Annotated in this window: 18 protein-coding genes and 1 riboswitch; of the genes, 7 read left to right on the top strand and 11 right to left on the bottom strand. The window is 70.5% G+C overall.

What is annotated here, in order from left to right; translation table 11 throughout:
• Window position 1 precedes the first annotated feature (1 nt).
• The 7 genes from AB0I22_RS35900 to AB0I22_RS35870 form a co-directional block, all read right to left on the bottom strand.
• A complete protein-coding gene (locus AB0I22_RS35900; protein WP_363135213.1) occupies window positions 2-1,312 on the bottom strand; it encodes a cytochrome P450 in 1,311 nt (436 codons plus the stop codon).
• Window positions 1,309-2,100, bottom strand: a complete 792-nt coding sequence (locus tag AB0I22_RS35895) for an SDR family NAD(P)-dependent oxidoreductase (RefSeq protein WP_363135212.1) — start codon at window positions 2,098-2,100, stop codon at window positions 1,309-1,311. Before AB0I22_RS35895 ends, AB0I22_RS35900 begins: the two co-directional genes overlap by 4 nt.
• A gap of 65 nt (window positions 2,101-2,165) precedes the next feature.
• Entirely contained in the window at window positions 2,166-2,600 is a 435-nt protein-coding gene (locus tag AB0I22_RS35890; protein ID WP_363135211.1) for an ester cyclase, read from the bottom strand.
• Between the two features lie 16 nt (window positions 2,601-2,616).
• Entirely contained in the window at window positions 2,617-3,438 is an 822-nt protein-coding gene (locus AB0I22_RS35885) for an alpha/beta hydrolase (protein ID WP_363135210.1), read from the bottom strand.
• 46 nt (window positions 3,439-3,484) lie between these two features.
• Window positions 3,485-3,688 carry a DUF5988 family protein gene (locus tag AB0I22_RS35880; protein WP_363135209.1) on the bottom strand — a complete coding sequence of 68 codons (204 nt, stop codon included), beginning with the start codon at window positions 3,686-3,688 and terminating at the stop codon, window positions 3,485-3,487.
• Window positions 3,689-3,691: 3 nt separating this feature from the next.
• Window positions 3,692-10,069, bottom strand: coding sequence for a type I polyketide synthase (locus AB0I22_RS35875; protein ID WP_363135208.1), 6,378 nt, complete (start codon window positions 10,067-10,069; stop codon window positions 3,692-3,694).
• A 641-nt stretch (window positions 10,070-10,710) separates the two neighbouring features.
• Window positions 10,711-11,235, bottom strand: a complete 525-nt coding sequence (locus AB0I22_RS35870; protein ID WP_363135207.1) for an SRPBCC domain-containing protein — start codon at window positions 11,233-11,235, stop codon at window positions 10,711-10,713.
• Between the two features lie 283 nt (window positions 11,236-11,518).
• Between AB0I22_RS35870 and AB0I22_RS35865 the strand changes: the two genes are divergently transcribed.
• The 6 genes from AB0I22_RS35865 (at window position 11,519) to AB0I22_RS35840 (ending at window position 19,419) form a co-directional block, all read left to right on the top strand.
• Window positions 11,519-12,310 (top strand): DUF6227 family protein, encoded by a 792-nt coding sequence (locus tag AB0I22_RS35865; protein ID WP_363135206.1) that lies wholly within the window; start codon window positions 11,519-11,521, stop codon window positions 12,308-12,310.
• A gap of 181 nt (window positions 12,311-12,491) precedes the next feature.
• Window positions 12,492-12,695, top strand: a complete 204-nt coding sequence (locus tag AB0I22_RS35860) for a cold-shock protein (RefSeq protein ID WP_363135205.1) — start codon at window positions 12,492-12,494, stop codon at window positions 12,693-12,695.
• 269 nt (window positions 12,696-12,964) lie between these two features.
• Complete coding sequence (locus AB0I22_RS35855) at window positions 12,965-14,566, top strand: DEAD/DEAH box helicase (RefSeq protein ID WP_363135203.1); 1,602 nt, start codon at window positions 12,965-12,967, stop codon at window positions 14,564-14,566.
• A 595-nt stretch (window positions 14,567-15,161) separates the two neighbouring features.
• Window positions 15,162-16,262: a PP2C family protein-serine/threonine phosphatase gene (locus tag AB0I22_RS35850; protein ID WP_363135223.1), complete on the top strand. Its 1,101-nt coding sequence runs from the start codon at window positions 15,162-15,164 to the stop codon at window positions 16,260-16,262.
• A gap of 393 nt (window positions 16,263-16,655) precedes the next feature.
• Window positions 16,656-16,805: riboswitch (cyclic di-AMP (ydaO/yuaA leader) on the top strand.
• A gap of 11 nt (window positions 16,806-16,816) precedes the next feature.
• Window positions 16,817-18,337: a M23 family metallopeptidase gene (locus AB0I22_RS35845; RefSeq protein ID WP_363135202.1), complete on the top strand. Its 1,521-nt coding sequence runs from the start codon at window positions 16,817-16,819 to the stop codon at window positions 18,335-18,337.
• 137 nt (window positions 18,338-18,474) lie between these two features.
• Window positions 18,475-19,419: an aldo/keto reductase gene (locus tag AB0I22_RS35840; protein ID WP_363135201.1), complete on the top strand. Its 945-nt coding sequence runs from the start codon at window positions 18,475-18,477 to the stop codon at window positions 19,417-19,419.
• Between the two features lie 76 nt (window positions 19,420-19,495).
• On the opposite strand, the gene AB0I22_RS35835 is transcribed toward AB0I22_RS35840, so the two are convergent.
• Window positions 19,496-19,801 (bottom strand): hypothetical protein, encoded by a 306-nt coding sequence (locus AB0I22_RS35835; protein ID WP_363135200.1) that lies wholly within the window; start codon window positions 19,799-19,801, stop codon window positions 19,496-19,498.
• Between the two features lie 237 nt (window positions 19,802-20,038).
• Between AB0I22_RS35835 and AB0I22_RS35830 the strand changes: the two genes are divergently transcribed.
• The gene (locus AB0I22_RS35830; protein ID WP_363135199.1) at window positions 20,039-21,046 is read left to right on the top strand and encodes a hypothetical protein; all 1,008 of its coding nucleotides are present in this window, start codon (window positions 20,039-20,041) and stop codon (window positions 21,044-21,046) included.
• 74 nt (window positions 21,047-21,120) lie between these two features.
• Here the strand turns inward: AB0I22_RS35830 and AB0I22_RS35825 are convergent, their stop codons facing one another.
• From AB0I22_RS35825 to AB0I22_RS35815, 3 genes are all read right to left on the bottom strand, one after another.
• Window positions 21,121-21,327, bottom strand: coding sequence for a DUF397 domain-containing protein (locus AB0I22_RS35825; RefSeq protein ID WP_363135198.1), 207 nt, complete (start codon window positions 21,325-21,327; stop codon window positions 21,121-21,123).
• Complete coding sequence (locus AB0I22_RS35820) at window positions 21,327-22,271, bottom strand: helix-turn-helix transcriptional regulator (protein ID WP_363135197.1); 945 nt, start codon at window positions 22,269-22,271, stop codon at window positions 21,327-21,329. The genes AB0I22_RS35825 and AB0I22_RS35820 overlap by 1 nt, the downstream gene beginning before the upstream one ends.
• 188 nt (window positions 22,272-22,459) lie before the next feature.
• On the bottom strand, window positions 22,460-23,866 hold the full coding sequence (locus AB0I22_RS35815; protein ID WP_363135196.1) for a YDG/SRA domain-containing protein: 1,407 nt from the start codon (window positions 23,864-23,866) through the stop codon (window positions 22,460-22,462).
• Window positions 23,867-23,883 lie beyond the last annotated feature (17 nt).

Raw genomic sequence — 23,883 nt, 5'->3', positions numbered from 1 at the left:
GCTAGCGTGCGCTGCCCCAGGCGCACGGCAGATAGGTGATGTCCTGGATGACTCCGCGTGATTGGCGGGTGGGTGGTGCGGTGGCTCGGATGTCGGGGATGCGGGTGAGGAGTTCGGTGAGAAGTGCGGTGAGTTCCCGGCGGGCGAGGTGGGCGCCGATGCAGTAGTGGGGGTTGGGGGTTCCAAAGCCGACGTGGGGATTGGGTTCTCGCAGGATGTCGAATTTCTCGGGGGCGTTGAAGGCGGATTCGTCCATGTTGGCGGAGGCGAAGTAGAGGATGACTTTGTCGCCGGGCTGGAACGTGTGCTGGCGCAGTTGTACGGGGCGGATGACGTTGCGCCGGGTCCAGGCCGCGGGGGATGTGTGGCGGATGAGTTCTTCGACGGCGGAGGGGAGGCGGGCCGGTAGATCACCGAGCAGGAGCCTGCGCTGTTCGGGGTTTTCGGTGAGCAGGACGAGTGCCTGGGAGAAGGTATTGCGCACTGTTTCGTTGCCGCCTCCCACCAGGGTGAGGAAGAAGGAAGCCACTTCGGTCTCGTTGAGGGTTTCTTCTCCGGGCAGCCCTGTGACGAGCGCGGAGACGAGATCCTCTGTCGGGTGGGTGCGGCGCTCGTGCACCAGGTCGCTCATGAGGGTGCGGAAGGTGGCGAGCGCTTCGGTGAGTTCGTACGGGTCGAGGCGGCTGTCGATTTCGTTGAAGCGTTGGAGCGTGTCGACGGCCCGCAGTGCGTCCGCGCGCGCCGACCGGGGTATTCCGGTCATGGAGCAGATGATCTCCAGCGGAAGGCGGCCGGCCGCGTGCTGGACGAAGTCGCAGGGGCCACGATTCAGGAGGTCGTCCATGATGTGGCCCGCGGTCGCGCGCATTTCGGCTTCGAGCCTGTTGATGGATTTCCGGGTGAAGGCGCGCGCCACGATTTTTCGGAGACGAGCGTGCCGGGGGTTGTCCATGTTGATGAGGGATGCCTCGTCCTGGCGCATCTGCGGTGGCGTGGAGTCCAGGGTGAGGGCGGTTGGTTCGGAGCTGAAGGCTTCGGTGTTCCGGCCGGCTGCCACGACGTCGTCGTAGCGGGTGAGGGCGTAGAAGCCGTCATCCATCTGCCAGGTTCCCGATGCGGGGCGACGCAGGAAGGGCGGGGTGTCCATGGCGCGTAACCGCGCGAAGACCGGGTTCCGGTCGTGCGGCTGACGTTCCCAGAAAGCGGGGGACAGCGGGTTGTCCGCGTCGCGGGAGGGCCGGTATTCCTCCGGGGCGAAGTGGGCGGTCGTGGTCTGACCGCCGTGGTGCGCTGTGCGCTGGTCGTGCGTCATCGGTGCACCTTCCCGCCCGCGTGCATCTCGCGGGCGACGCGGTCGTAGTCGACCCGGCGGAACAGGGCGTGCGCGAGGTCGGGGGCCTGCGCGGCCAGCGACGCGCTGAGCCGTACCGGAAGGGGGGAGACGACGGTCTCCCCGCGGTCGCGCTCGATGGCGCGGGTGGTCGCGCGGGCGATTTCTTCGGGACTGTTCGATCCTCCGGTCCAGCGCGGCAGTTTCACCTCCGGCTTGGTGGAGTGCGGCTCCCGGATATAGCCGGGGAGAATGGAGGAGACGCCGACGTTGTGGGGGCGGAGTTCCTGCCGCAGGGCACGGCTGTAGCCGCGGAGGCCGAATTTCGCGCAGTTGTACATGGAGAGACGCTGGGAGGCGTACTTCCCGGCCACGGAGAGGATGAACACCAGGTGTCCGCTCTGCTGGGCGACCATGTGCTCGGCTGCCAGGCGCGTCAGGTGCACGGGGGATCGCAGGTTGATGTCGAGCAGGTAGTCGACTTCTTCCGCGGTGAATTCGGATAACAGCCCGAAGGCCAGCATCGCGGCGTTGGCGATGACGACGTCGACCTCGCCCGCGGCCTTCATGAGGCGGCGGACTTCCTTGGGGCTGGACAGATCGGCCGCGACGGCGCGGGCGTCGAGTTCTTTGGCCAGCGGGTCGAGGACGTCCGGGCGGCGTCCGGTGAGCACCAGGTCTGCGCCTCGTTCGGCCATCTCATGGGCCAATGCCTGGCCTAGGAGTCCGGTGGCGCCGGTCAGAAGAACGGTGGATCCGTGGATTCGCATGCTTGCTCCATGGGTTGCCGGGGGCCGCGTGCCGGGATCTGCTCCGCGGCAAGCGGCCCGTCCGATCAGGGAATCTCCACTCCGACCTGGCGGAGCAGCGACAGCATGTCGTAGTACTCGTAGCACTTCACGACTTTGCCGTCACTGTCGTACTCGTAGGTGCTCGAACCGTGCAGGATGACGCTGCTCCCTCGTTTTCCCTTACTGACGAGCGGGAAGGGGGAGAAATCTCCTGTCAGCGTGGCTTTCATCCACCAGCGGTGCACGCACGCACGGTCCGTCGCGATGATGTCATCGTTCCCGAACGTCATGTCGGAGAATGCCGCGAACCACTCCGTGGCGTATTCCATGAACTCGTCGGCGGTGGAGGACGCCTTCCCGGTGCCCCAGTCCTTGTAGTCCAGCCGCTCGTCTGTGAGTGAGGCCGGGAATTCTTTTCCGGTGTTGAACGCGTCGACGATTTGTTTGACTTGCTCGATGTGGTCTTGCGCTGTTGCCATGTGCCCTTTCCTCGCTTCAGGGGAGGGTGCGCAGAAACTTCCGCAGCGCGTGGAGATAGTCGGCGGTGCGGCTGTGGTGGATGGTGTGGTCTGCTCCGGGGACCTGTGCGAGACGGCCGTGTTCGGGCAGGTACCGGCGGGCACGCCCCCAGGCGAGCGGGTCGATGCCGGGGCGGACGGCCGGGTCGGCGCGCAGCACGAGAACGGGCGCGGTGACGCGGGCGAGCAGTGGCAGCAGGTCACCGGCGGCGGCGCCGTCCGCCATGATGCTGTGAAAGATCTCAGGGGTGGTGTGGCGCAGGCCGTCCAGGGTCGCCTCGGCCGCGGCGGAGTTGTGGCATGGGGACATGCCGCGCACGACGGTGGCCCGGCGATGGTCGGGCAGGCCCATCAACTCCTCTCCCGCTGTGGCGAATTCGCGCAGGAGCGGTGAGGCGAACGAGGACGGCGGCTCTTCGAGGACCAGGCCGGACAGGGCGCTCGTGTCCGGGGTGTAGTTCGCCCGGGCAGCCAGGGCGAGGGCGACGGCGGCGCCCCAGGAGTGCCCGATGAGGACCGGGCGGATCAGGCGAAGTTCCCGGAGGAACGCCGCGAGGTCGTCGGCGGCCTGACGGAAATCGTAGTGGCCGCGAGGAGGGTGGGGGCTGGCGCCGTGCCCCCGCTGGTCCAGGGCGAAGACCTCGGCGTGCCGGGCCAGTTCAGGCCCGATGCGGTGCCAGGTGGCGGCGGAGTCGAGGGCTCCGTGCAGCAGGACGAGCGGGGGGCGCCCCGCGCCCGGCCCCGTCCAGTGCCGGCAGTGGAATCGTCCGGCGGGCAGGTCGACGTACAGGCTCCTCACGGGGCGCTCCCTGGGAAGGACGGGGCGGGCGGTGCGGGGCGGCGGTCTACTCGGCGATCATCGTGCGGTAGCTCCACCTGTAGACCGGGTGCCGGGAGGCGCGGGTGGCGGCCTCATCGAGCTCGTAGTGCTCGTAGCCGTTGCGCCAGCGGATGGTCAGCCGTTCCGGGTCCTGCCGGTCGGGCGGTCGCGGGTGCCGGACCAGTTCGGGAGGGCCGTCGACGAGTCGGTAGCGGGCCGTGCGGGTCATGGTTCACCTGCCCAGATGGTCGTTGAGGTTGGTCAGGATGTTCTCCACGAGGGCCTCCACGGTGGGCGAGGTCCAGATGACGATGCGCGGGATGGCGGCCTGCAGCGTCCGCTCCAGCCGTACGCGCAGTTCCAGGGCCATCAGCGAGTCCAGACCGAGCGAGGAGAGCGTCGTGGTGGGGCCGATGGCGGCCGGGTCACGGCGCAGGATGGTGCCCAGTTCCTCGGTGATGTGGGCGCCCAGCACCTCGTACCGCTCGGCGGCCTCGTCAGCGGTGCGCAGCGTCCGCAGCAGGGAGGCGTCCGCGCTCGCGCCGTCGTGGGCGTCGTCCATCAGGTCGGCGAAGAAGGAGTTCCCCGCCAGGGCGCTGAAGGAGGCCAGCCAGTCGGTGAACGAGGTCGGCGCGTAGCCGGTACGGCGCCGGGCGTGCGCCAGGAGGTACTCGAAGGCGGCGACGCCCTCGGCGGGAGGAATGGAGGCGTAGCCGCGCTGTTCCAGCGCCACGCCGCGCCCGTATTCACTCCAGATCCCCCAGTTGATGCCCTTGGTCTCGACGTGTCCCTGTGCGGTGCGCCAGGTGAGGAATTCATCCAGCCAGGAGCTGGCAGCCGCGTAGGAGCCCTGTCCGGGCGCGCCGAAGAGGGAGGCGATGGAGGAGAAGCCCACCCACCAGTCGGGAGTGTGCTGCCGGGTGGCCTGGTGCAGGCGCCAGGCTCCCAGGGCCTTGGGCCGCCACACCCGGTGCAGGATGCGGGGGTCGAACCGGTCGACGGTGATGTCCTCGACGACGGCGGCGCCGTGCAGCACCCCCCGCAGTACGTATCCGCCGTCGGTGGCCGCGGCCACCAGGCGCTCGGCCACGTCTTCCTCGGCGATGTCGCCGGTGACCACCGTGACGCGGGTGCCCGCCTCGCGGAGCGGGTCGAGGACCTGGCGGGCGTAGGGGCTGGGTTCGCGGCGGGAGTTGAGGACGATGTGGCCCGCGCCGCGTTCCGCGAGGTGCGCGGTGATCAGCAGCCCGAGTCCGCCCAGCCCGCCGGTGATGATGTAGCTGCCGTCCGGGCGGGCGAGGGGGATCTCCTCGGGCGGCAGCACGGCCGTGGCCGTACCGTCCTCCGGCCAGGTGAGCACGACCTTGCCGATGTGCTCGGCGTTCGCCAGCGTGCGGAAGGCGGTCTCCGCGTCGTCGACGGGGAAGGCGGTGCACGGCAGTACGGGCAGACGTCCGGCGGAGATCTCGTCGAGGACCTCGGTGGCCAGGCGGTGGACCAGGCCCAGGTCGACATGGCACAGCAGGGCCAGGTCCACGCTGTGGAAGGTGATGTTGCGGCGGAAGGGGTACAGGCCCAGGCGGGTGTCGTTGTAGATGTCCTTCTTCCCCACCTCCACGAAGCGGCCCTGCGGGGCCAGCAGATCCACGCTCGCCTTCTGGGCCGGTCCGGCCAGCGAGTTGAGCACCACGTCCACCCCGTGCCGGCCGGTGGCCTGGCGTACCTGGTCGGCGAAGTCCAGCGAACGGGAGTCGAAGACCGTCTCGACGCCCAGCGAGCGCAGGTAGTCGCGCTTGGCAGGGGTGCCGGCGGTGGCCAGGACGCGGGCTCCGCGCGCGCGGGCGATGTGCACCGCGGCCAGGCCCACCCCGCCGGTCGCCGCGTGGATGAGGACGCTCTCGCCCTCGCGCAGGCCGGCCAGGTGCACCAGCCCGTACCAGGCGGTGACGTACACGGTCGGCAGCGCCGCCCCGGTGGCGGTGTCCATGTCGTCGGGCAGGGCGAAGGCCCAGTCCTGCGGAACGGTGACGAACGAGGCGTGCGCGCCCCCGAAGCCCAGCATGGGCGCCACCACCCGCTCGCCCACCCGGTGCCGGTGCACGCCGCTGCCGACCGCGGTGATCACACCGGCGCACTCCATGCCGGTCAGCTCCATGGTGGGCTCCCGGCCCGGCAGCATGAGCTCGCCCAGGGCCGGGTCCTCGGTCGGGTAGATGCCCATCGCGATGAGGGTGTCGATGAAGTTCAGGCTGCTGGCCAGGACCTGAATCTGTATCTCGTCCTCACCCGGCTCCCGCCGGGGGCGCGAGACCATCTCGAAACTCGCCAGATCGCCGGGGCGGCGGATGTCGAGCGCGAAGCCGTCGCGGCCGAAGCGCACGGAGCGCGTCTGCCGTTCGTCCTCGGTCAGGGGCGCTTTGCACAGCCGAGCCCCGTAGCGGCGCCCGTCGCGCCAGGCCACCTCGTCCTCGCTGCGCGGGCCGGTCAGCACCTCCGCGGCCAGTTGGTCGGGGGTGGTGTGCGCGTCGATGTCGACGCTGGCCGGGGCGAGTTCGGGATGCTCGTAGCCCAGGACCCGTATCAGCCCTTGCAGCCCCGAGTGATGCAGATCCACCACGTCCGCGTCGAGGATCTGCTGGGCGCCGGCGGTGAAGGACCACAGCCGCGGCGGATCGTCCACCTCCGCGTCGGCCAGGGCCTTGCACAGCATCGCCAGGCGGCGCACGCGCGCCTCGGACTGCTCAAGGGTGAGCGTGTCGACCTCGGTGCGGGCCGCGCCCGGCAGGACCACCACGCCCCGCCACTGCGGCTGCTGGGCCAGGGTCCGGGTGAACAGCGCGGTCTGCTGTTCGGCGGTCAGGTCCAGGCCGCAGGCCAGCGTGTCGCACTCCGCGCCGTGCTGGTGCAGGCGTTCGGCCAGTCCGGTGGCGCGCGGGTCGGGTCCGTCCTCGGTGACCAGCAGCCAGCGGCCGGACGCCTCCAGCGGCTCCTGGGGCAGGGGGGCCTCCGGCCACTGCGCCTCCAGCAGGCGGCTGTTGAACATCTCCCGGTCGCCGCGTGCGTCGGATCGAGCGAAGCGCACGCCGGTGGCGTCGGCCAGCACCGTGCCGTCCGCGGCGAGCCACTGGACGGAGCCGGTGCACCCGTCGGCGTCGGCTTCTTCCAGCCGCGCCAGGCAGTACCGGCCCGAACCCGTGGCGTCGTGGACGCGGACCTCGCCGATGGCGGTGGGCAGGGACAGCCCGCCACCGTGCTTTCCGGAGGCCGTCCAGGCGGCGGCCAGGGTCTGCAGGCACGCGTCGAAGACCACCGGGTGCCAGTGCATCCGGGACGACGCGGGACGCGCCTCGTCCGGCAGCGTGATCTCGGCGAGGGCCGAGGTGCTCCCGGCGTCCAGGTGGAGGGAGCGCAACGCGGCGAACGCCGGGCCGTGCTCGACGCCGTGCCCGCGCAGGGTGGCGTAGAACTCCTCCACCTCCAGCGGCGTGAGGTGGCTCTCCCGGAGCCCGGGAAGATCCGCCGGCGCGGGGCGTACGACCGCCTCCGCGTCCTGCCCGGTGCGGCGCAGAGCGGCCGTCGCGTGCGTGGTCCGCATACCGCTGTCGTCCCGCGTCACGAGGTTCCAGCGGGCGTGGTCGGGCGAGCGGGGCGTGGCCGTGGCGGTGACCGGCGCGTCGTCGGCGACCCGCAGCACCGCGCGGAGCCGCACATCGGTGACGCGGACCTGTGCGGGCTCGGCCTCGTACAGGGCGCAGGCAGCGGCCAGGGCGCTCTCGCAGTAGCCGGTGGCCGGGAACACCGGTACGTCCTCCACCCGGTGATCCGCCAGCCAGGGGAGCTGTGAAGGGCTCAGCCGGGGTTGCCACCACCGCAGCCCTTCCCCGTCCGGATCGGCCAGGTGGGCTCCCAGCAGCGGATGCTCCCCCGCGGAGTCATGGGCGCCCGCGACACGGGTGGGCTCCAGCAGGTAGTGCTCGCGCTCCCAGGTGGTGGGGGGCACCTCGACGAGCTGCCCCTGCCCGTAGCAGCGGCTCCAGTCCACCGGGTGGCCGGCGCAGTGCACGCGGCCCAGCTGAGCGGCGAAGACGCGGCGTTCGTCCTCGTCACGCCGCAGAGTCGGCAGGACCACCGCCTCCGCCGCGGCGGAGGACAGGTTCTGCTGCACCGTGGTGAGGACCACCGGGTGCGGCGACACTTCGATGAACAGCCGGTGGCCGTCCTCGACGGCGGCCGCGACGGCGTCGGCGAACCGCACCGGGCGGCGCAGGTTGTCCACCCAGTAGGCGGTGTCGAAGGCGGGTACGGCCCGCGGGTCCTCGCGCACGGTGCTGTAGAAACCCACCGCCGGAGCAGCGGGCGACAGCTCGGGCAGTTCCGTGCGGATGGACTCCAGTACCGGATCCATCTGCGGTGAGTGCGAGGCCACGTCCACCGCCACCCGGGCGGCCGGCACCCCCGACTCCTCCCAGCCCCGCACCAGTTCCTCGACCTGGTCCCGGTCTCCCGCGATCACGGTGGAGCCGGGGGATGCGTGCACCGCGATGTTCACGCCGTCGGCGCCGGCTGCCGCGAGCGCTGCGGCCGTCTCGTCCTGGCCGAGCTGGACCGAGGCCATCGCCCCGCCGTCGGCGGTCCGCGCCACCAGCCGCGAACGGCGGCACACGATCGCCACACCGTCCCGGAGGGGGAGGGCCCCGGCGACCACCGCCGCGGCGATCTCCCCCATGGAGTGCCCGATCACCGCCGCCGGCTCCACTCCGTGCGCCCGCCACATCGCCGCGAGCGACACCTGCATGGCGAACAGCACCGGCTGCACCCGGGCGAAGCCCTCGACCACCTGCCGGTCGGCGAGCGCCTCGCGCAGTGACAGCCCGGTCTCCGCCGCGATCAGCGGCTCCAACTCCTCGACGGAGGCGGTGAACGCCGCGTCCGACCCCAGCAGGGAATGACCCATCCGGGCCCACTGCGACCCCTGCCCGGAGAAGACCCACACCGGCCCCGGCCCGGCTTCGGCGGCCGCCTGCCCGGCCACGACGTTCTCCGCCTCCTCGCCCTGCGCGTGCGCGCGCAGAGCGGTCGCGAGCTCCTGCGGCTTCGCGGCGACCGCGGCCAGCCGGTGCCTGCCGGGCGTGCGCCGAAGCGCCAGGGTGTGGGCCACGTCCAGCGGCGGCGCCGAGCGGCCGCCGTCCTCCAGCCAGTCCGCGACCCGCCCGGCCGAGGCCGCCAGCGCCGCGTCCGACCCGGCCGAGAGTACGAACACCTCCGGCCGGTCCGCCCGGTCCTCTCCCGACAGCGACTCATCCGTGCCTTCTGCGGCGGGCAGGGCCGGGGCGGGCGGCTCCTCCACGATGACCTGGGCGTTCGTGCCGCCCACGCCGTAACTGGACACCGCCGCCAGGCGCCGCCCGGAGGTCACCGGCCAGTCGGTCACCTCCTGCGGCACGAACAACCGCGTCCCCTCGGGCGACATCTGCGGATTCCACGAGCCGAAGTGCAGCGAGGGCGGCACCTGTCCGTGCCGGACCGCCAGGATCGCCTTGAGCAGGCCGGCGACTCCCGAGGCGGGCTCCGTATGCCCGATGTTGCTCTTGATCGACCCCAGGGCGCACCGGTCGCGCCCCTGCCCGTACACCGCGGCGGTCGACCCGAACTCGACAGGGTCCCCCACCGGGGTGCCCGGCCCGTGCGCCTCGACCATCCCCACCTCGGCCGCGTCCACGCCCGCCACCTCAAGCGCCTGCCGGAACACCTGCTCCTGCGCCGCCTGGGACGGCGCTGTCAGCCGGGTCGACTGGCCGTCCTGGTTGACCGCCGAGCCGCGCAGCACAGCCAGCACCCGGTCGCCGTCGCGCTGGGCGTCCGCCAGCCGCTTCAGGATCAGCACGCCGCACCCCTCGCCCCGTACGAAACCGTCCGCGTCGGCGTCGAAGGACCGGCACCGGCCATGCGGCGACAGCATCTCGATACGGGCCTCCGCCACCGTGAACTCCGGGGAGAGCAGCAGCTGGACCCCGCCGACCACCGCCAGGTCCGACTCCCCCCGGTGCAGGCTCTGGCAGGCCAGGTGCGCCGCCACCAGGCTCGACGAGCACGAGGTGTCCACCGCGAGGCTCGGGCCCCGCAGATTCCACAGGTACGACACCCGCCCCGCCAACGTGCCGTGCATGTTCGTCAGTCCGTAATACGCGTTCAGCTCCTGCGGCTGCGGGCGGATGCGCAGCAGATAGTCGTCGCTGTAGACACCGGCGAAGACCCCCGTACGCGAACCGCTCAAGCCCGCTAACCGGATACCCGCGTGTTCGAACGCCTCCCAGGTCACCTCAAGGAACAGCCGGTGCTGCGGATCGACCCAGGCGGCCTCCTCCGGGCTGATCCCGAACGAGGCCGGATCGAAGGCGCCGACGTCGGACTCCAGGAAGCAGCCCCGCCGCACGCGCTCGAACGTCTCCGGTTCGAGATCGGCGAGATCGCTCACCGACCAGCGGTCCTCCGGCACCTCCCCGACGGTGTCCGTTCCCTCGCACAACATGTTCCACAGGGCCGCCGGCGAGTCGGCCCGACCCGGGAAACGGCACCCCGCACCGATCACCGCGACCGGTTCCTGGGACATGCTGACGGGCGAGTGTGCAGTGGACGGTGGAACCATGGCGATGACTCCTCGCGCTCTGGGAGCCGCTCGCAGGCGGCCCGTTAGAAGGTCTCCTTCCAGAAAGCGCCACCGGGCCGAAGCGGGAAAGGGAGCCATCGCCACGGAAGCGTGAACGTGTTGAACGCTCGCGCGATTGTGAACCGGGATCTCTTGGTGTTCTTTTGCGAACTACGACTGAGAGGAACGCCGAGCGAGTGGCCGTCCGGCATTGCTTGACCTGCGGTGCCCAGGCGTGAGCATCGACGCCGAATGCCTGGTCAGCCGCCCGCCATGCGTGAGCGATGCGTGAGCGGACGGCGTGACACAGGCTGGTCCGGAGCTGGAACCGGCGTCAGCCACATGTCCCGTGACCAGGGAAAACGAGACTCCGGGGGACTACGCGGGATCGTCAGTCCCGTGTTCGCCGGGTCTTTTAATCCATTGGTTCAGGGTTCGAGCCCCTGATGGCCCACCGCGAACACCGCAGGATCGGCCGCCCGGCCTGCGGTTCGGCGCCTCTGTGGGCGAGTCGTGGGGCGGCGGGGACGCGACTCGCGGCGGCGCGGGAGACGACGTTCATCCCCCTGTCCCCCCGTGCGTGTCGCGGCCTGTACGTGCACCCGTCACTCCGACGTGCGCCGGTCCAGTTGCTCCAGCACCATCGGCCACGCGTCTGCCATCCCGTCGCGCGCCTTGTCGTGGGGGAAGCCCGCCTGGGTGAGCCGCAGGTGCGTACCGCTCGTCGCGCCAGTACCTTCCGTACTGCCCGTGCCGCCCGTCCCGCCCGTACCGCTTCCGCGCGGGGTGAGTTCCACCGTCACCACGGTCTCCGCGCCCTCGGTGCCGCCGGCGCCGGTGACCCAGGTCAGTTCGACGAGTTCGGGCCGCTTGAGCCGCAGGAACCGCCCGTAGTGGGGGTGGCGGCGCACCCGGTCCTGGGATTCGGGCTTGTGCTCCGTCTCGAAGAAGAACGGCGCGTTCACCTCGGCCGCCGCCATCAGCACCGACCCGGGGGCGGCGAACCAGCTGTCGAAGCGGTCGGTCCAGGCGCGGTAGAGCGTTTCGGGCGATGCGCCCATGGTGCGCTCGGCGGTCAGGCGGTAGGGCCGGTCCGACAGGTCAGGGGGACGGATCGGGTCATTGCTCATGAAAGCTACGTAACCATGGCGAATGGTGGGGCGCGTGCCGGGGCGGAGCGCGCGGTCCGTGTGCCGGGCGGGCGGCGGCGCCCGGAATCCGGCCGATGCGCTCCCACGCGCCCCCTGAACCCCGTCTGACGTGCGCGGGCAGTACGTATGCGGTACGGGAGCGACGTAGATACGGAGGCACTTCGGCCGAATCCGGCCCGTGGTGCGTGTTCGCGCCGCTACCGTAAGTGCGCGAGACCAAGTGCGCGGGGCGGGTTCGGCGAGAGCCGGGAGGTGCGGATTCATGGAGAACTCGCGAGTGGGCGAGGGCGGCGGCGGGTGCGGCGCGCCCGCGGGGCAGCTGTCGGAGTTGCTGGCCCGTGCTCAGAACGGGTTCGAGGTCGACGAGCCGGTGCTCGCGCGCCTCGGCACCGCGCTGATGCACCAGGCCGAGCTCCGCTCGTACCGGCAGCGCAACGAACTGCCCCGGCCGCTGCGGTGCAACACGTACCGGCACATCTTCCTGCTCGCCGACGGCAGCAGCCTGCTGCTGTACGAGCTGGAGCACGACGCCGGCCCCGACGAGCGGTATCTGTACGAGGTGTACACCGACGAGGCGGCGCTCGACCGCGCCGAGCGGCGCGTGCACGAGTGGATCGGCGGCAGCGGCCCGGCCTCCGAGGCCGAGGAGCTGCCGCCCTGGCTGGCGGAGGAGCTGCTGCTGGCCATGGTGCCGACGCAGCCGCGGCGGGAGTACGCGGCCGAGGACTCGCCGGACCACGCGCGCCGGCTGCTGCGCCGCGCGGAGAACGAGGACGGCCCCGGCGAGGTTGTCCGCGAGCTGCTCCAGGCCGCTCAGGGGCACCACATCTCGCTGATCACCAAGCCGCGGCGGCGCGGCTGCGGGCGGGACACGACCTGGTGCCGGTTCTACGAGCACGCCTTTCTGCTGGAGGGCGGCGGCGAGGTCAGCTTGTGGGAGCTGGAGCACAACATGACCGAGGGCGGCCGGCTGGTCTGCGAGGTCTATCTGGACGAGGCGGAGGCCGAGGTGGCCGCCGACCGGCACGCCCGGGCCAAGGGCGTCGAACTCTGATCCGAATACCCCGATCCCGGCTCGTGGCGCGAGCCGGGCCCGAGATGTGCTACGGTTGTTCGAGTTGCAGTTGTGGTACCCATGAACTCGTGTGCGCCTGACGGTTATGTAGCCGAAGGCGCATTTTTGTTTTTCGCCGGTCTATTCCGGTGTGGGGCCCACCCCATTGAAGGAGATAGACATGGCATCCGGCACCGTGAAGTGGTTCAACTCGGAAAAGGGCTTCGGCTTCATCGAGCAGGACGGCGGCGGCCCCGACGTCTTCGCCCACTACTCGAACATCGCCTCCTCCGGCTTCCGTGAGCTGCTTGAGGGCCAGAAGGTGACCTTCGACGTCACGCAGGGCCAGAAGGGCCTGCAGGCCGAGAACATCGTCGCCGCCTGATCGCTCGATCAGACGTTGCACCACCGCCATGGGGCCCGCACCGCTGGGTGCGGGCCCCATCGCTGCGTCCTCATCCAACGGCCTCATCGCCGTTTCGATCGCTGTCCCGGCGCTTCACCGCTCCGGAAAAGCTTCATCGCTCCACCGCACCACCGCCCAGTTTCTCCCCGCGCGCCCCGGCTTTTTCCGCGCCCGTCCGTCTCGGTACGGGCTCGCGACGCGAAGTCGTTCCTGAGGCGTGCCACCCCATTGAGGGAAGGTCCTCTCGAATGACCCGCTCCGAACGCCCCGCCCGCACGCCCCGCTCCCGCCCGCAGTCCGGCGAAGGCCGCCAGTTCGGCGGCAGCCGGCAGTCCGGTGGCCGCCAGTCCGCCGGCCGGCAGCCGAACCGGCGGCCGGCCGCGTCCCAGGGCGGCGAGTTCGCCCTGCCCGTCAGCACCACCCCGGCGCTCCCGCCCGTGGAGACCTTCGCCGCCATGGACATGCCCAACGGGCTGCTCGCCACGCTGGACAGGGAGGGCGTCACCGAGCCGTTCCCGATCCAGGCCGCCACGCTGCCCAACGCGCTGCACGGCCGGGACGTCCTGGGCCGCGGCCGTACCGGCTCCGGCAAGACCCTCGCCTTCGGGCTGGCGCTGCTGGCCCGTACCGCGGGCCGGCGCGCCGAGTCCAAGCGCCCGCTGGTGCTCGTACTCGTCCCCACCCGCGAGCTCGCGCAGCAGGTCACGGACGCGCTCACGCCGTACGCCACCGCCGTCAACCTGCGGCTGACCACGGTGGTCGGCGGCATGTCGATCGGCCGCCAGGCGAACAGCCTCGCGCGCGGCGCCGAGGTGCTGATCGCCACGCCCGGCCGCCTCGCGGACCTCATCCAGCGCGGCGACTGCGCGCTCGGCGACGTGTCCATCACGGTCCTCGACGAGGCCGACCAGATGGCCGACATGGGCTTCCTGCCGCAGGTCACCCGGCTCCTCGACCAGGTGCGGCCGGACGGCCAGCGGATGCTGTTCTCCGCGACCCTGGACCGCAACGTCGACCGGCTCGTACGCCGCTTCCTGAACGACCCCGTGACGCACTCCGTCGACGCGTCCGTCGGCGCGGTCTCCACCATGGAGCACCACCTGCTGCACGTCTCGGACGACGGCAAGCGCGACGCCGTGACCCGGATCGCCGCCCGCGAGGGCCGCGTGATCATGTTCGTGGACACCAAGCGCGGCGCCGACCGGCTGGTCAAGCGGCTGCTGGCGAGCGGCGTACGGGCCGCGGCGCTGCACGGCGGCAAGAGCCAGCCGCAGCGCAACCGCACGCTGGACCAGTTCCGTACGGAGCAGGTCACGGCGCTCATCGCGACCAACGTCGCCGCCCGCGGCATCCACATCGACGGCCTCGACCTCGTCGTGAACGTCGACCCGCCCGTCGACCACAAGGACTACCTGCACCGCGGCGGCCGCACGGCGCGCGCGGGCGAGTCCGGCACCGTCGTCACGCTCGTACTGCCGGAGCAGCGGCGCGAGATGAGCCGGATGATGGTCACGGCGAAGATCACCCCGCAGGTCGCGAAGGTGGGCCCGGAGGACGCCGAGCTGGTGCGCATCACGGGGGCCCGCGTCCCCAGCGGCGTCCCGGTCGTCATCACGCCCCCGGCTCCGGCGCAGCCCCAGGGCAAGCCGAAGTCGCGGACCTCGCGGCCGGGCACGGGTACGGGCTCGGGCTCCGGTTCAGGTTCCGGCGGTCGCGGCCGGGGCAGCCGGGGCGGTCGCGGCCGTACGTACCAGGGCTCGGGTTCGGGCTCGGCCGGTGGCGGCGGGCGCGGCGGCAGCGGTGGCAACGGCGGCTCGGGGCGCGGGCGGGGACGGACTCCGGCGGCCTGACGGCTGTCTCTGTCTCTGTCTCTGTCTGTCTCTGGCTGGCCCCTGTCTGACTCTGGCTGATCCGCCCGGCCTTCTGTCTGACCCTTGGCTGACCCCCGTCTGTCCACCGTTCGTTTCTGCCCGTCCTTGACCGTCCTCGCTCGGCGCCCGTCCTTTCCTGCCCGTCTCTGCTGTGACGTGCTGGGGGCGGGCGCTGCCTGGTGCGGGGTGCTTCCGGGGGCGGGGGTGTCGCCGACTGCGGGGCGCGCGGTGTTGCGGCGCGCCTGGCCCTCCTGACGCGCGCGCCCGCTGCGGCGGCTCGCGCGCTCCCCGCCTCACCACTCCCACCAGCGCTCACGCCTGTACCTCGCTCCGATCCGCCGTCGACGGCCCCGTTTGAGGGGGCGGGCAGCGGCCACCCGATTGGATGAGCAGCGGTCGCCGGGAGCGGCGTCGGCCGGAAGCCTGGGAGGGGCGCCGCGCGGGACGGACCGGTCAGGAGAGAACGGTGGGGAAGCGAGGTCCCGGAGGCCGGGCACGCGGGGGCACCCGCGCACGAGTGCCCGCGGGAGCGCCCGCGAACGGGCTCTCGCGCCGCGGCGTCGTCGCGAACTGCCTGGCGCGCTGGGCGCCCGCCGTACTCATCGTCGGCGGCGTCCTCTTCGACCTCCTGACCCCGCCGAAGTACACCGGGGCCCCGTTCCTGTCGGCCGCTCCGCTGGTCGCCGCCCCGCTCTTCGGGCGGCGCGGCACGGCCGCCACCGCCGTTGCGGCCGTCGCCGCCGCGGCCGGGACCAACGCCTATCACCGCGCGGTGAACTCGTTCGAGTCCGCGACCAAGGTCGCCACGGTCCTGACCGTCGCCGTGCTCGCCCTCGGCATCAACCGCATCGTGCGCCGCAGCGACCAGCAGCTGGAGTCCGCGCGCGGCATCGCGGAGGCGGCTCAGCGGGCCGTGCTGCCCACGCCCCCGGACCGAATCGGCGAGGGGCTGAGCGTCGCGGCGCGCTATGTGGCGGCGCAGGCGGACGCCCGTATCGGCGGCGACCTGTACGCGGTACAGGACACCCCGCACGGCGTACGCGTCATCGTCGGCGACGTCCGGGGCAAGGGCCTGGAGGCGGTCGAGGCGGTCGCCGTCGTGATCGGCGCGTTCCGGGAGGCGGCGGAGCAGGAGCCGACCCTGGAAGGGCTCGCCGCGCGGCTGGAACGGGCGTTGCAGCGGGAGGGGGTGCGGCGGGAGGGGCTGGACCAGTTCGAGGGGTTCACCACGGCCGTACTCGCGGAGGTGGAGGTGGCGGCCTCGGACGGCGCGGTGTTGCGCGTGGTGAACCGCGGCCATCCGCCGCCGCTGCTGCTGTACGCGGACGGCAAGGCGGTGGAGGCGACACCGGAGGTGCCGGCGCTGCCGCTGGGCATGGGCGACCTGGGCGTCTGGCCGGACCGGGTGGACGTATGGGACTTTCCGGCGGGGGCGACGCTGCTGCTGTTCACGGACGGGGTCACGGAGGCCAGGGACAAGCGGGACGTCTTCTACGACCCGCAAGCCCGGCTGAACGGGCGGCTGTTCGACGGGCCGGACCTGGTGCTGGAGGCGCTCGCCGCGGACGTGGCGCGGCATACGGGCGGGGGGACGTCGGACGACATGGCGCTGCTGGCGATTCGGCGCTGCGGGGATGGGGTGGCGGCTGTGCCGGGGGAGGAGCCGGAGGGGTAGGGCGGAATTCCGGCGCGTATAGGCGCGTATAGGGGGCACGGCGCTGACCGGGAACACGGCGCGGGTCGGAACACGGTGCGGGTCGGAACACGATGCTGACCGGGAACACGGTGCGTAGTGGATCTTGATCCCTGTGCATAACGACTGGCGCACGATCGCCGCCGAGGGGTTTCGGCAGGCGAGGCGACTCGACCGCTTTCGCCGACGCGTGTCCATAAAGTCCTCGCCAAAGCCTGCGCGGATTACGGGCAACAGCTTGGTATCCGGGTCTCGCTTCTATTAACGTTCGATAACGCAGCGCGGTCGTCACAACCGCCGCAAGAGGCGGCACCGTGCGCCTTCGCCGAATCCCGCAGGCACCAGCAACACCGGCCACACCGTACGTACCCAGCACCATCGGCAGCACCGGCAACACGAGGCACCAGGGAACCGGGGAACCACCAACCTTGGGGTGAGTCGGGCGCCTTCGCGAGAAGGGGCCCGTAGGAGACCTTCCTGCTCCGAACCCGTCAGCTAACCCGGTAGGCGAGAAGGAAGGAAAGGAGTGCGCCCCCGTGGCGTCCAACAAGCCTGCCCTCGACGAGCCGACGTACGACCCGGCCTACGACCCGTCGGTCTACGACCAGTCGGCCTTCGACCAGTCGGCCTTCGACCAGTCGTACGCCCCTTCTTACGCCCCTCCGTTCGAGCCGGCTCCCGGCACTCCGTCCGGCGTTCCCACCGGTGCGGAACTCGGCTCCGGCCCTGAGGCCGATGGAGCCCACTCGGGCGCCGGCCTCGGCCTCGGCTCCGGTATCGACACCGGTCCTGGTTTCGACATCGGCCCCGGTATCGACATCGGTCCTGGTGACGGCCTCGCGTCGGCCGCCGGAGCGGACTTCGTGGCAGGCCCCGCAGGCGGCCCCGCGGACCTCGCCGACTTCGTAGATCCCGCAGATCCCGCAGATCCCGTAGACCCCGCAGACCTCGTAGACCCCAACGAGGGCTGGTCGGGGGAGCGGGGGGCGGAGCTGTGGGAGGAGTGGAATCCCACCGAGGACTCCGCGGGCCCTGTCCGCGGCAAGCACCGGATCGGCAAGCAGCGCGGCGGCACGATGGCCCGTAGCGGAGCGGTGCTCGGCGTCGGCGTCATCGCGGCGGTCGGGGCGGGCGGGATGGCCAGCGCCAAGGACCGCCCCGCGCCCCCGATATCCATGCCCGACCTGGCGCATCTGGCCGACCAGATGGGCGAGTTGCCGGGGAAGCTGCCGGCCGTGGAGGACCTGCCGGGCATCGGCTCGCTCCTGGCGGACGACTCCGCTCCGGAGGCTGCCGAGGCCGCCGAGGCTCCCGGCGCGGACCAGCCGCTGTCCCGGATCGGCCTCTCCGCGGAAGACGCGGCGAACGGCGTCGCCGACGCGGGCGAGGCGCTCCGCGCCCGCATCCTTCAGCAGGCCGAGCACCAGCAGTCCGCCGCCGACAGTGAGGCGCGCGACGCGGTGGTCCGGGCGGCGGCGGACAAGGCCGCCGACGAGGCGGCGAAGCGGAAGGCCGAGGCGGACGCCGGGGAGAAGGCGAAGGCCGAAGCGGCGGCCAAGGCGAAGGCCGAGAAGGAGGCCGCGGCCAAGGACGCGGCCGACAAGAAGGCCGCAGCGGCCGCCCAGGAGAAAGCGTCGGAGAAGGGGCTCGTGAAGCCGGGCGCCGCGTACACGCTGCCCGTAGGTTCGTACACGCTTACCGCCGGATTCGGCCAGTCGGGCGACATGTGGTCCGCCAACCACACCGGGCAGGACTTCGCGGCGCCGACGGGTACGCCGATCAAGGCGGTGCACGGCGGCACGATCACGCAGGCCGGGTGGGCGGGCTCGTACGGCTACCGCACGGTGCTCACCCTGGACGACGGCACTGAGCTGTGGTTCTGCCACCAGTCCTCGATCGCCGTGAACTCAGGGAAGGTGCAGGCGGGCGACGTCATCGGCCGGGTCGGCGCGACCGGCAACGTCACCGGCCCGCACCTGCACCTGGAGGTGCGGCCGGGTGGGGGCACGCCGGTGGACCCGATGGCGTGGCTGCGGGAGCACGGGATGAAGCCGTAACGGGCGGTGGCGCCGGGCCACTTGAGGCCACAGCGGCCGCAGTGATCATAGTGACCACAGCGACCGCAGTGGCCAAAACGGAACGGGTGAATCCGTCCAAGCCGTTAACGCGTCCGTGCGAGGCGTTAAATGGGCTTATGGCTGAGAAGCGCAAGAAGATCGGCAATCTGTCCGTCCATCCGCTCTGCCTCGGCGGCAACGTCTTCGGCTGGACGGCCGACGAGACGGAGTCCTTCGCCGTACTGGACGCCTACACGGCGGCCGGCGGCAACTTCATCGACACCGCCGACGTCTACTCCGCGTGGGTCCCCGGCAACTCGGGCGGCGAGTCCGAGACCGTCCTGGGCGACTGGTTCGCCACGCGCGGCAACCGCGAGGACGTCGTCCTGGCCACCAAGGTCGGCGCGGGCGTTCCGGAGCGGCGCGGCCTGGCGGCCAACGCCATCAAGGCGGGCGTGGAGGAGTCCCTGCGCCGCCTGCGCACCGACTACATCGACCTCTACTACACGCACTACGACGACCCGTCCGTACCGGTGTCGGAGTTCATCACGGCCCTCGACGAACTGGTGCGGGAGGGCAAGGTCCGTGAGATCGCCGCCTCCAACATCACGGCGGACCGGCTGGCGGAGGCGCTGGCCTTCTCCGACGCGGAGGGGCTGGTCAAGTACGTGGCGGTCCAGCCCAAGTACAACCTCGTCTCGCGCGATTCGTACGAGGGCGACCTGGCCGCGACCGCCGAGAGCCACGGGCTGGCGGCGGTCCCGTACTACAGCCTGGCGTCGGGCTTCCTGACCGGCAAGTACCGCCCGGGCGCGGCCGTGGACAGCGCGCGGTCGGGGACCGCCGCCGAGTACGTACGGACCGAGCGCGGCCTGCGCGTACTGGAAGCGCTGGACAAGGTCGCGGAGGCCCACGACGCCGAGCCGGCCACGGTGTCCCTGGCCTGGCTCGCCGCCCGGCCGACGGTGGCGTGCCCGCTCGCGAGCGCGCGCAACACGGCGCAGCTGCCGGCGCTGCTGGCGGTGGCCGACCTCCAGCTGACGGCCGATGAGGTGGACCTGCTGACGGAGGCGTCGCGGTAGCGGCTCCGCCCGGGCCGTGCGGAAGACGGCTGTACGGCCCGGGGCCCTCCGCCTCCCGTCCCCCCCTCGTCGCCCGTCAGGCCTGGCCCCGCCGCTCGACGGCCCAGGAGGCGAGGGCGACGCCGCCGGCCACCACGAAGACGGAGGGCCAGGAGCCGACCTTCTTGGCGAGCGGGTGCGAGCCGGCGAAGGCGGCCACGTACAGCCCGGTCAGCGCGGCGGCGGCGCCGGTCCCGGACCGCTGCTGCCACTGCCGCGCCGCGACGGCGCCGGCCGCGGCCAGCGCGGCCCCGCCCAGCGGCCGCTTCTTCGTCCAGCGGGCCACCCCGTAACCACCGACCAGCCCACCAGCGGCCACTACAGACGTCGGAACCCCAGCCATTCCCGCAACCTCCACGATCCGTGACAAGACAACCTGACAAGACAACGTGACAAGACAACTCGAACGTTTCCTCGACCCTACGCCTGGCGGGGGCGGCGGCGGTGGGCGGCTGACGCGCCGCGGAGGAAGCCGCCCGATGACGTGGCGCGAACGTCCGCGGGGCTCCGGGGCGGGGCGCGAGGAACTTCGCGAGGGACTCGGGGAAGAGGCACCGTTCCTGCTGGGCAGCAACGGGCCATGCCTACACCGCTCTCGTACGACCGGGCGCCGCTGTCCCGGTTGGTGAGCCGCCAACGCGGCCTCGCGACCCACGCTCAACTGCGCGCCCTGGGCGTCTCCCAGGGCGCGATCTGGAACAGGGCGCGCGAGAACGGCCCGTGGCAACGCGTACTGCCGCGCGTATACCTGCTCCACCCCGGCGTGCCGGACACCATCCAGCGCCTGCTGGCGGCGGTGCTGTACGCGGCGGGGCAGCGCGCGGCGGCGGCGCCGCTCTCGGGCAGGTCGGCGCTCCTTACGGGCCGGGCGGCGCTCCATATGGCCCCGGGTTCCACGACGCGACACGAGGCGGCGCGGCTGGCACCGGTCGAGGTCCTCATTCCGGACGGCCGCCGGGTCGTCGACGCCGGATACGTCCGCGTCATCAGGACACGCCGCTGGCCCGCCCGGCACCTGCTGGTCGACAGCATGCCCATCACCGGAGCGGCCCGCGCCGCGGCCGACACGGCAGCCCGCTGGACCGGCCGCCCGAACGGCCTGCGGGCGATCCTCACCGCAACGGTCCAGCGCGACTTCTGCACAGCGGGCGACCTGATCGACGAACTCTCCGCGGCCGGCCTCGACCGCAGCCCCACGGTCACCCTGGCAGCGGAGGAACTGACGGCATGCGTCGCATCGTCGGCGGAGAACCAGGCGAGAACGGTGATCGCAGGGTCACCCCTCCCGCCCCCACTGTGGAACCCCGACCTCTACACCGCCGCCGGCGAATTCATCGCCAGCCCCGACGCGTACTGGCCCCGCGCGGGCGTAGCCCTGGAGGTCGACTCCTCAGCCCACCACTTCCGCCACCCCAACCCCTGCCACCCCCGCCGCCAACGCCTCGAATCCCACGCCGTCCACGTGTTCACCAGCACGCCCGCAACGCTGCGCGACAGCCCGACGACCCTGGTCGCGGCGCTGACCGAGGCCCTGGCGGCGGGGAACCGGGCGGGGCCGCCGCGGGGGGTGCGGGTGGAGACGATGTGATCACGAGGAGCCCGGGGGCAGGACGGGATTCCTGGCCTGACCTGGCCTGGTTTGGCCCGACCCGCCCCGCCCTGTCAGCTCACCGCACCTCGCCGCACGGAGTCGACGAACGTTCCCCAAGCCTGCCGTGAGAACCCGAGTACGGTCCCCTCCCGGTCCTTGGAATCGCGTACCAGCATCCCGTCGCGGGGACCGCGGGGGACGGCTATCTCAACGCAGTTGCCGCCGGAGCCATTGCTGTGGCTGCTCTTGCGCCAGCGGAGAGGTATTGAACCGGTCATCAGGAAAGTCCTTGCATCGCGTGTCTGATCAGGTCACTCGAACGCCGCGGACTCAAAGACAACGCACGCAAGTTGTCGAAAGCCGTCGTGTACCGAGCGATGTCTTGTGAGCTTTCCAGGTAGACCGCGTCCGAGAGACCGTCGCGGTACACGACATCGGGGTCCTCCTGCTCGGGAAACCCCAGGAGCGTGAAGGCTCCGGTAGCCGGATAAGTCCCGGCATCGAACGGCAGCACCTGGACCGTGACGTTCTTCAACTGGGTCATGCCCAGTATGTGCTGGAACTGCTCACGCATCACCTCGGCGTCCCCGACGACATGACGCAACACGCTCTCGTGCACGATGGCCCACAGCTCCAGCGGCACGGGAGCGGTGAGCAGGGCCTGACGCTCCATGCGCACGGCGATCATTCGCTCCGTGTCATCCGGGTGCGACTGCGTCGTCGCACGGTGCAACTCCCGCGCGTACTGCGCCGTCTGAAGCAGCCCGGGAACAAACTCGCATTCGTACGTGCGGAGGCCTGAAGCCGCCTGTTCCAACCCGACATAAACGGAGAACCAAGCCGGCACGGCATCGCCGTACGCATGCCACCACCCGCGGGTCTTCGACTCCTTGGCGAGAGCCTTCAGCAGTTCCCGCAGCTCGTCGGAGGTCTCGTAGTAACGGCAGAGAGCATCGATGTCCGACGGCTGCACTCGCCCTTGCCCCGTCTCCAGACGATTGACCTTGGAGCCACTCCAGTCGAGCGCCTCCCCGACCTGGGCGCAGGTGAGTCTGTTGTCCTCGCGGAGCTGGCCTGGGAGATTCCCTTCCTGGCCGAGCCCAAGGAAGTGGCCGCCCTGCGGCGAATCATCCGCATGCGTCTGACGACATGGAGGCTGCAGGCCCTCATCGATGCGGCCTAGCTCCGCACCAGCGAACTCGTCACCGACGTCATCACACAAATGAGGCCTGGAACGCCCACCACCTTGGCCCTGTCCATGAACGGCCCGAACCTCCGCATCGAGGTCCGCGACCCGGACCGCCGAGCCCTCCCCACCCTCTTGGCTGCGACTCCCAACTCAGAAAAAGGCCGCGGCCTCGGCCTCATCAGCGCAGTGGCCGAACGCTGGGGAGTCTGGAATCCAGTGACCTAATTATTGGCGACGGGATTATTCTCCTCGTGGTGCTCGCGATGGTATGCGAGATGCCTATCGTCTATGAGGTGTTGTGGGTGCTCACGCAATACATAACCATGATGTGCTGATCCGTGTTCAATTACTCTTCTGTTTGAATCAATTGTGATCATTCCGAAATCGAATGCTACGTGATGATTTGGGCAGAGGCAGAGGACGTTGTTGGTTCTGTCTGGCCCATCATGTGGGCGCCCTAGCGGGCGGATGTGGGCGGCTTCGGAGTAGGCTCCGGTGGGGGTTTCAATGCGTGTTCCGCATACTTGGCACGTATGGTCGTGTAGTTGCTTTACATGGTTCGCCACTTCCGTGCTTCGAACTATGCGCTGAGTGATCGTTGCTTTGCGCTCCGGGGAGTCTTTTCCTGGGTTCTTCTCTTGGCTGGGTGGGTCTATGTGAGAAGCGTTGATTGCTGCGTTTTCATCTGTCGACTTGACCGCGCTCAGGTGATATCGCCAAACGAGGAATCCGGACTTTCCTCGCTGGCTCCAGTGCTGTTCCACACGGAATAGCCCGTCGTACCTGAGGCCGGATTTTGGGGAGTGGTCTGGGTTGCCTCGGGCGCCTCGGATGACTCGAATGGGCCTGCCTGTCGCGATACTGTTGACCAGCGCGGCATTCCCGCGTGTGAGAGTCTGGTCTCTTACCTGGCGCCCGGACTCGTCTTGTCCGCCCTGTCCCGTATAGATGATTTTATCGCCGTAATCTTGGTCGTCCTCGTAGCCTCCAGATACGACGATAGATTTTGCTTCTTCCTTTTCTTTTCCCCAGATCCCTGACTGGATCGGGCGGTGCACATCCGCTGCTGCAAGGGCTTTGCGGTTTTTGAATTCTGCCCCTTTGGGGATGCGTGGGGGGTGGCCGTATCCGTCAAACTCGACCTTTGCTAGCCGAGTGGCTTTGAGTAGATCTCTGTGGGTGTCACTCGAAAAATACGTGTCTAGCAGTACTTCGACTGCTTGATCGCGAACTGTTTGGTTCGACGCGAGCAGCTCATAGGCGGCCGACTCAAGCCCTGCCTTGGGGTCTTGTTTTCCCAACCAACTACGGAGTGATGGCCCATGCGTTACGGGGATTTCTCCTTGAGCTCCAGAGAACTCCCCCAAGCCGGACTGGCCGAGTGCAACAAAGGGGTACTCGGGGCCGGAGGCGAAGCCATGGCGGCTATACGTCTCGAATAGCGGTTGTAGTTCTTGCTGAGCTTCATGCCAGGAAACGAGGCGATTCTGTTGGTTAGCCGCACGGCCGATTGCCCACAGCAGGGCGATCGGTAGATGCCGCGCAGGCTGCCCTGATGAGCGATCAACTCGGAGTGAGCTGAGGGCGTTCAAGAGGCTGGCTGCGGGGTCTCTCGCATCATCCGGCACAGTGCTGCTCCCTCGCT

Source organism: Streptomyces sp. NPDC050610, from assembly GCF_040654875.1.
Classification (GTDB): Bacteria; Actinomycetota; Actinomycetes; order Streptomycetales; family Streptomycetaceae; genus Streptomyces.
Note: the sequence above shows the minus strand (reverse complement) of the source record. Positions and strands in the feature narration are given on the sequence as shown.

Excerpts from the sequence above, each read along its gene's own strand:
- AB0I22_RS35900 (WP_363135213.1), bottom strand. The coding sequence starts at position 1,312 with ATGACGCACGACCAGCGCACAGCGCACCACGGCGGTCAGACCACGACC.
- AB0I22_RS35895 (WP_363135212.1), bottom strand. The coding sequence starts at position 2,100 with ATGCGAATCCACGGATCCACCGTTCTTCTGACCGGCGCCACCGGACTC.
- AB0I22_RS35890 (WP_363135211.1), bottom strand. The coding sequence starts at position 2,600 with ATGGCAACAGCGCAAGACCACATCGAGCAAGTCAAACAAATCGTCGAC.
- AB0I22_RS35880 (WP_363135209.1), bottom strand. The coding sequence starts at position 3,688 with ATGACCCGCACGGCCCGCTACCGACTCGTCGACGGCCCTCCCGAACTG.
- AB0I22_RS35875 (WP_363135208.1), bottom strand. The coding sequence starts at position 10,069 with ATGTCCCAGGAACCGGTCGCGGTGATCGGTGCGGGGTGCCGTTTCCCG.
- AB0I22_RS35870 (WP_363135207.1), bottom strand. The coding sequence starts at position 11,235 with ATGAGCAATGACCCGATCCGTCCCCCTGACCTGTCGGACCGGCCCTAC.
- AB0I22_RS35865 (WP_363135206.1), top strand. The coding sequence starts at position 11,519 with ATGGAGAACTCGCGAGTGGGCGAGGGCGGCGGCGGGTGCGGCGCGCCC.
- AB0I22_RS35860 (WP_363135205.1), top strand. The coding sequence starts at position 12,492 with ATGGCATCCGGCACCGTGAAGTGGTTCAACTCGGAAAAGGGCTTCGGC.
- AB0I22_RS35855 (WP_363135203.1), top strand. The coding sequence starts at position 12,965 with ATGACCCGCTCCGAACGCCCCGCCCGCACGCCCCGCTCCCGCCCGCAG.
- AB0I22_RS35840 (WP_363135201.1), top strand. The coding sequence starts at position 18,475 with ATGGCTGAGAAGCGCAAGAAGATCGGCAATCTGTCCGTCCATCCGCTC.
- AB0I22_RS35835 (WP_363135200.1), bottom strand. The coding sequence starts at position 19,801 with ATGGCTGGGGTTCCGACGTCTGTAGTGGCCGCTGGTGGGCTGGTCGGT.
- AB0I22_RS35830 (WP_363135199.1), top strand. The coding sequence starts at position 20,039 with ATGCCTACACCGCTCTCGTACGACCGGGCGCCGCTGTCCCGGTTGGTG.
- AB0I22_RS35825 (WP_363135198.1), bottom strand. The coding sequence starts at position 21,327 with ATGACCGGTTCAATACCTCTCCGCTGGCGCAAGAGCAGCCACAGCAAT.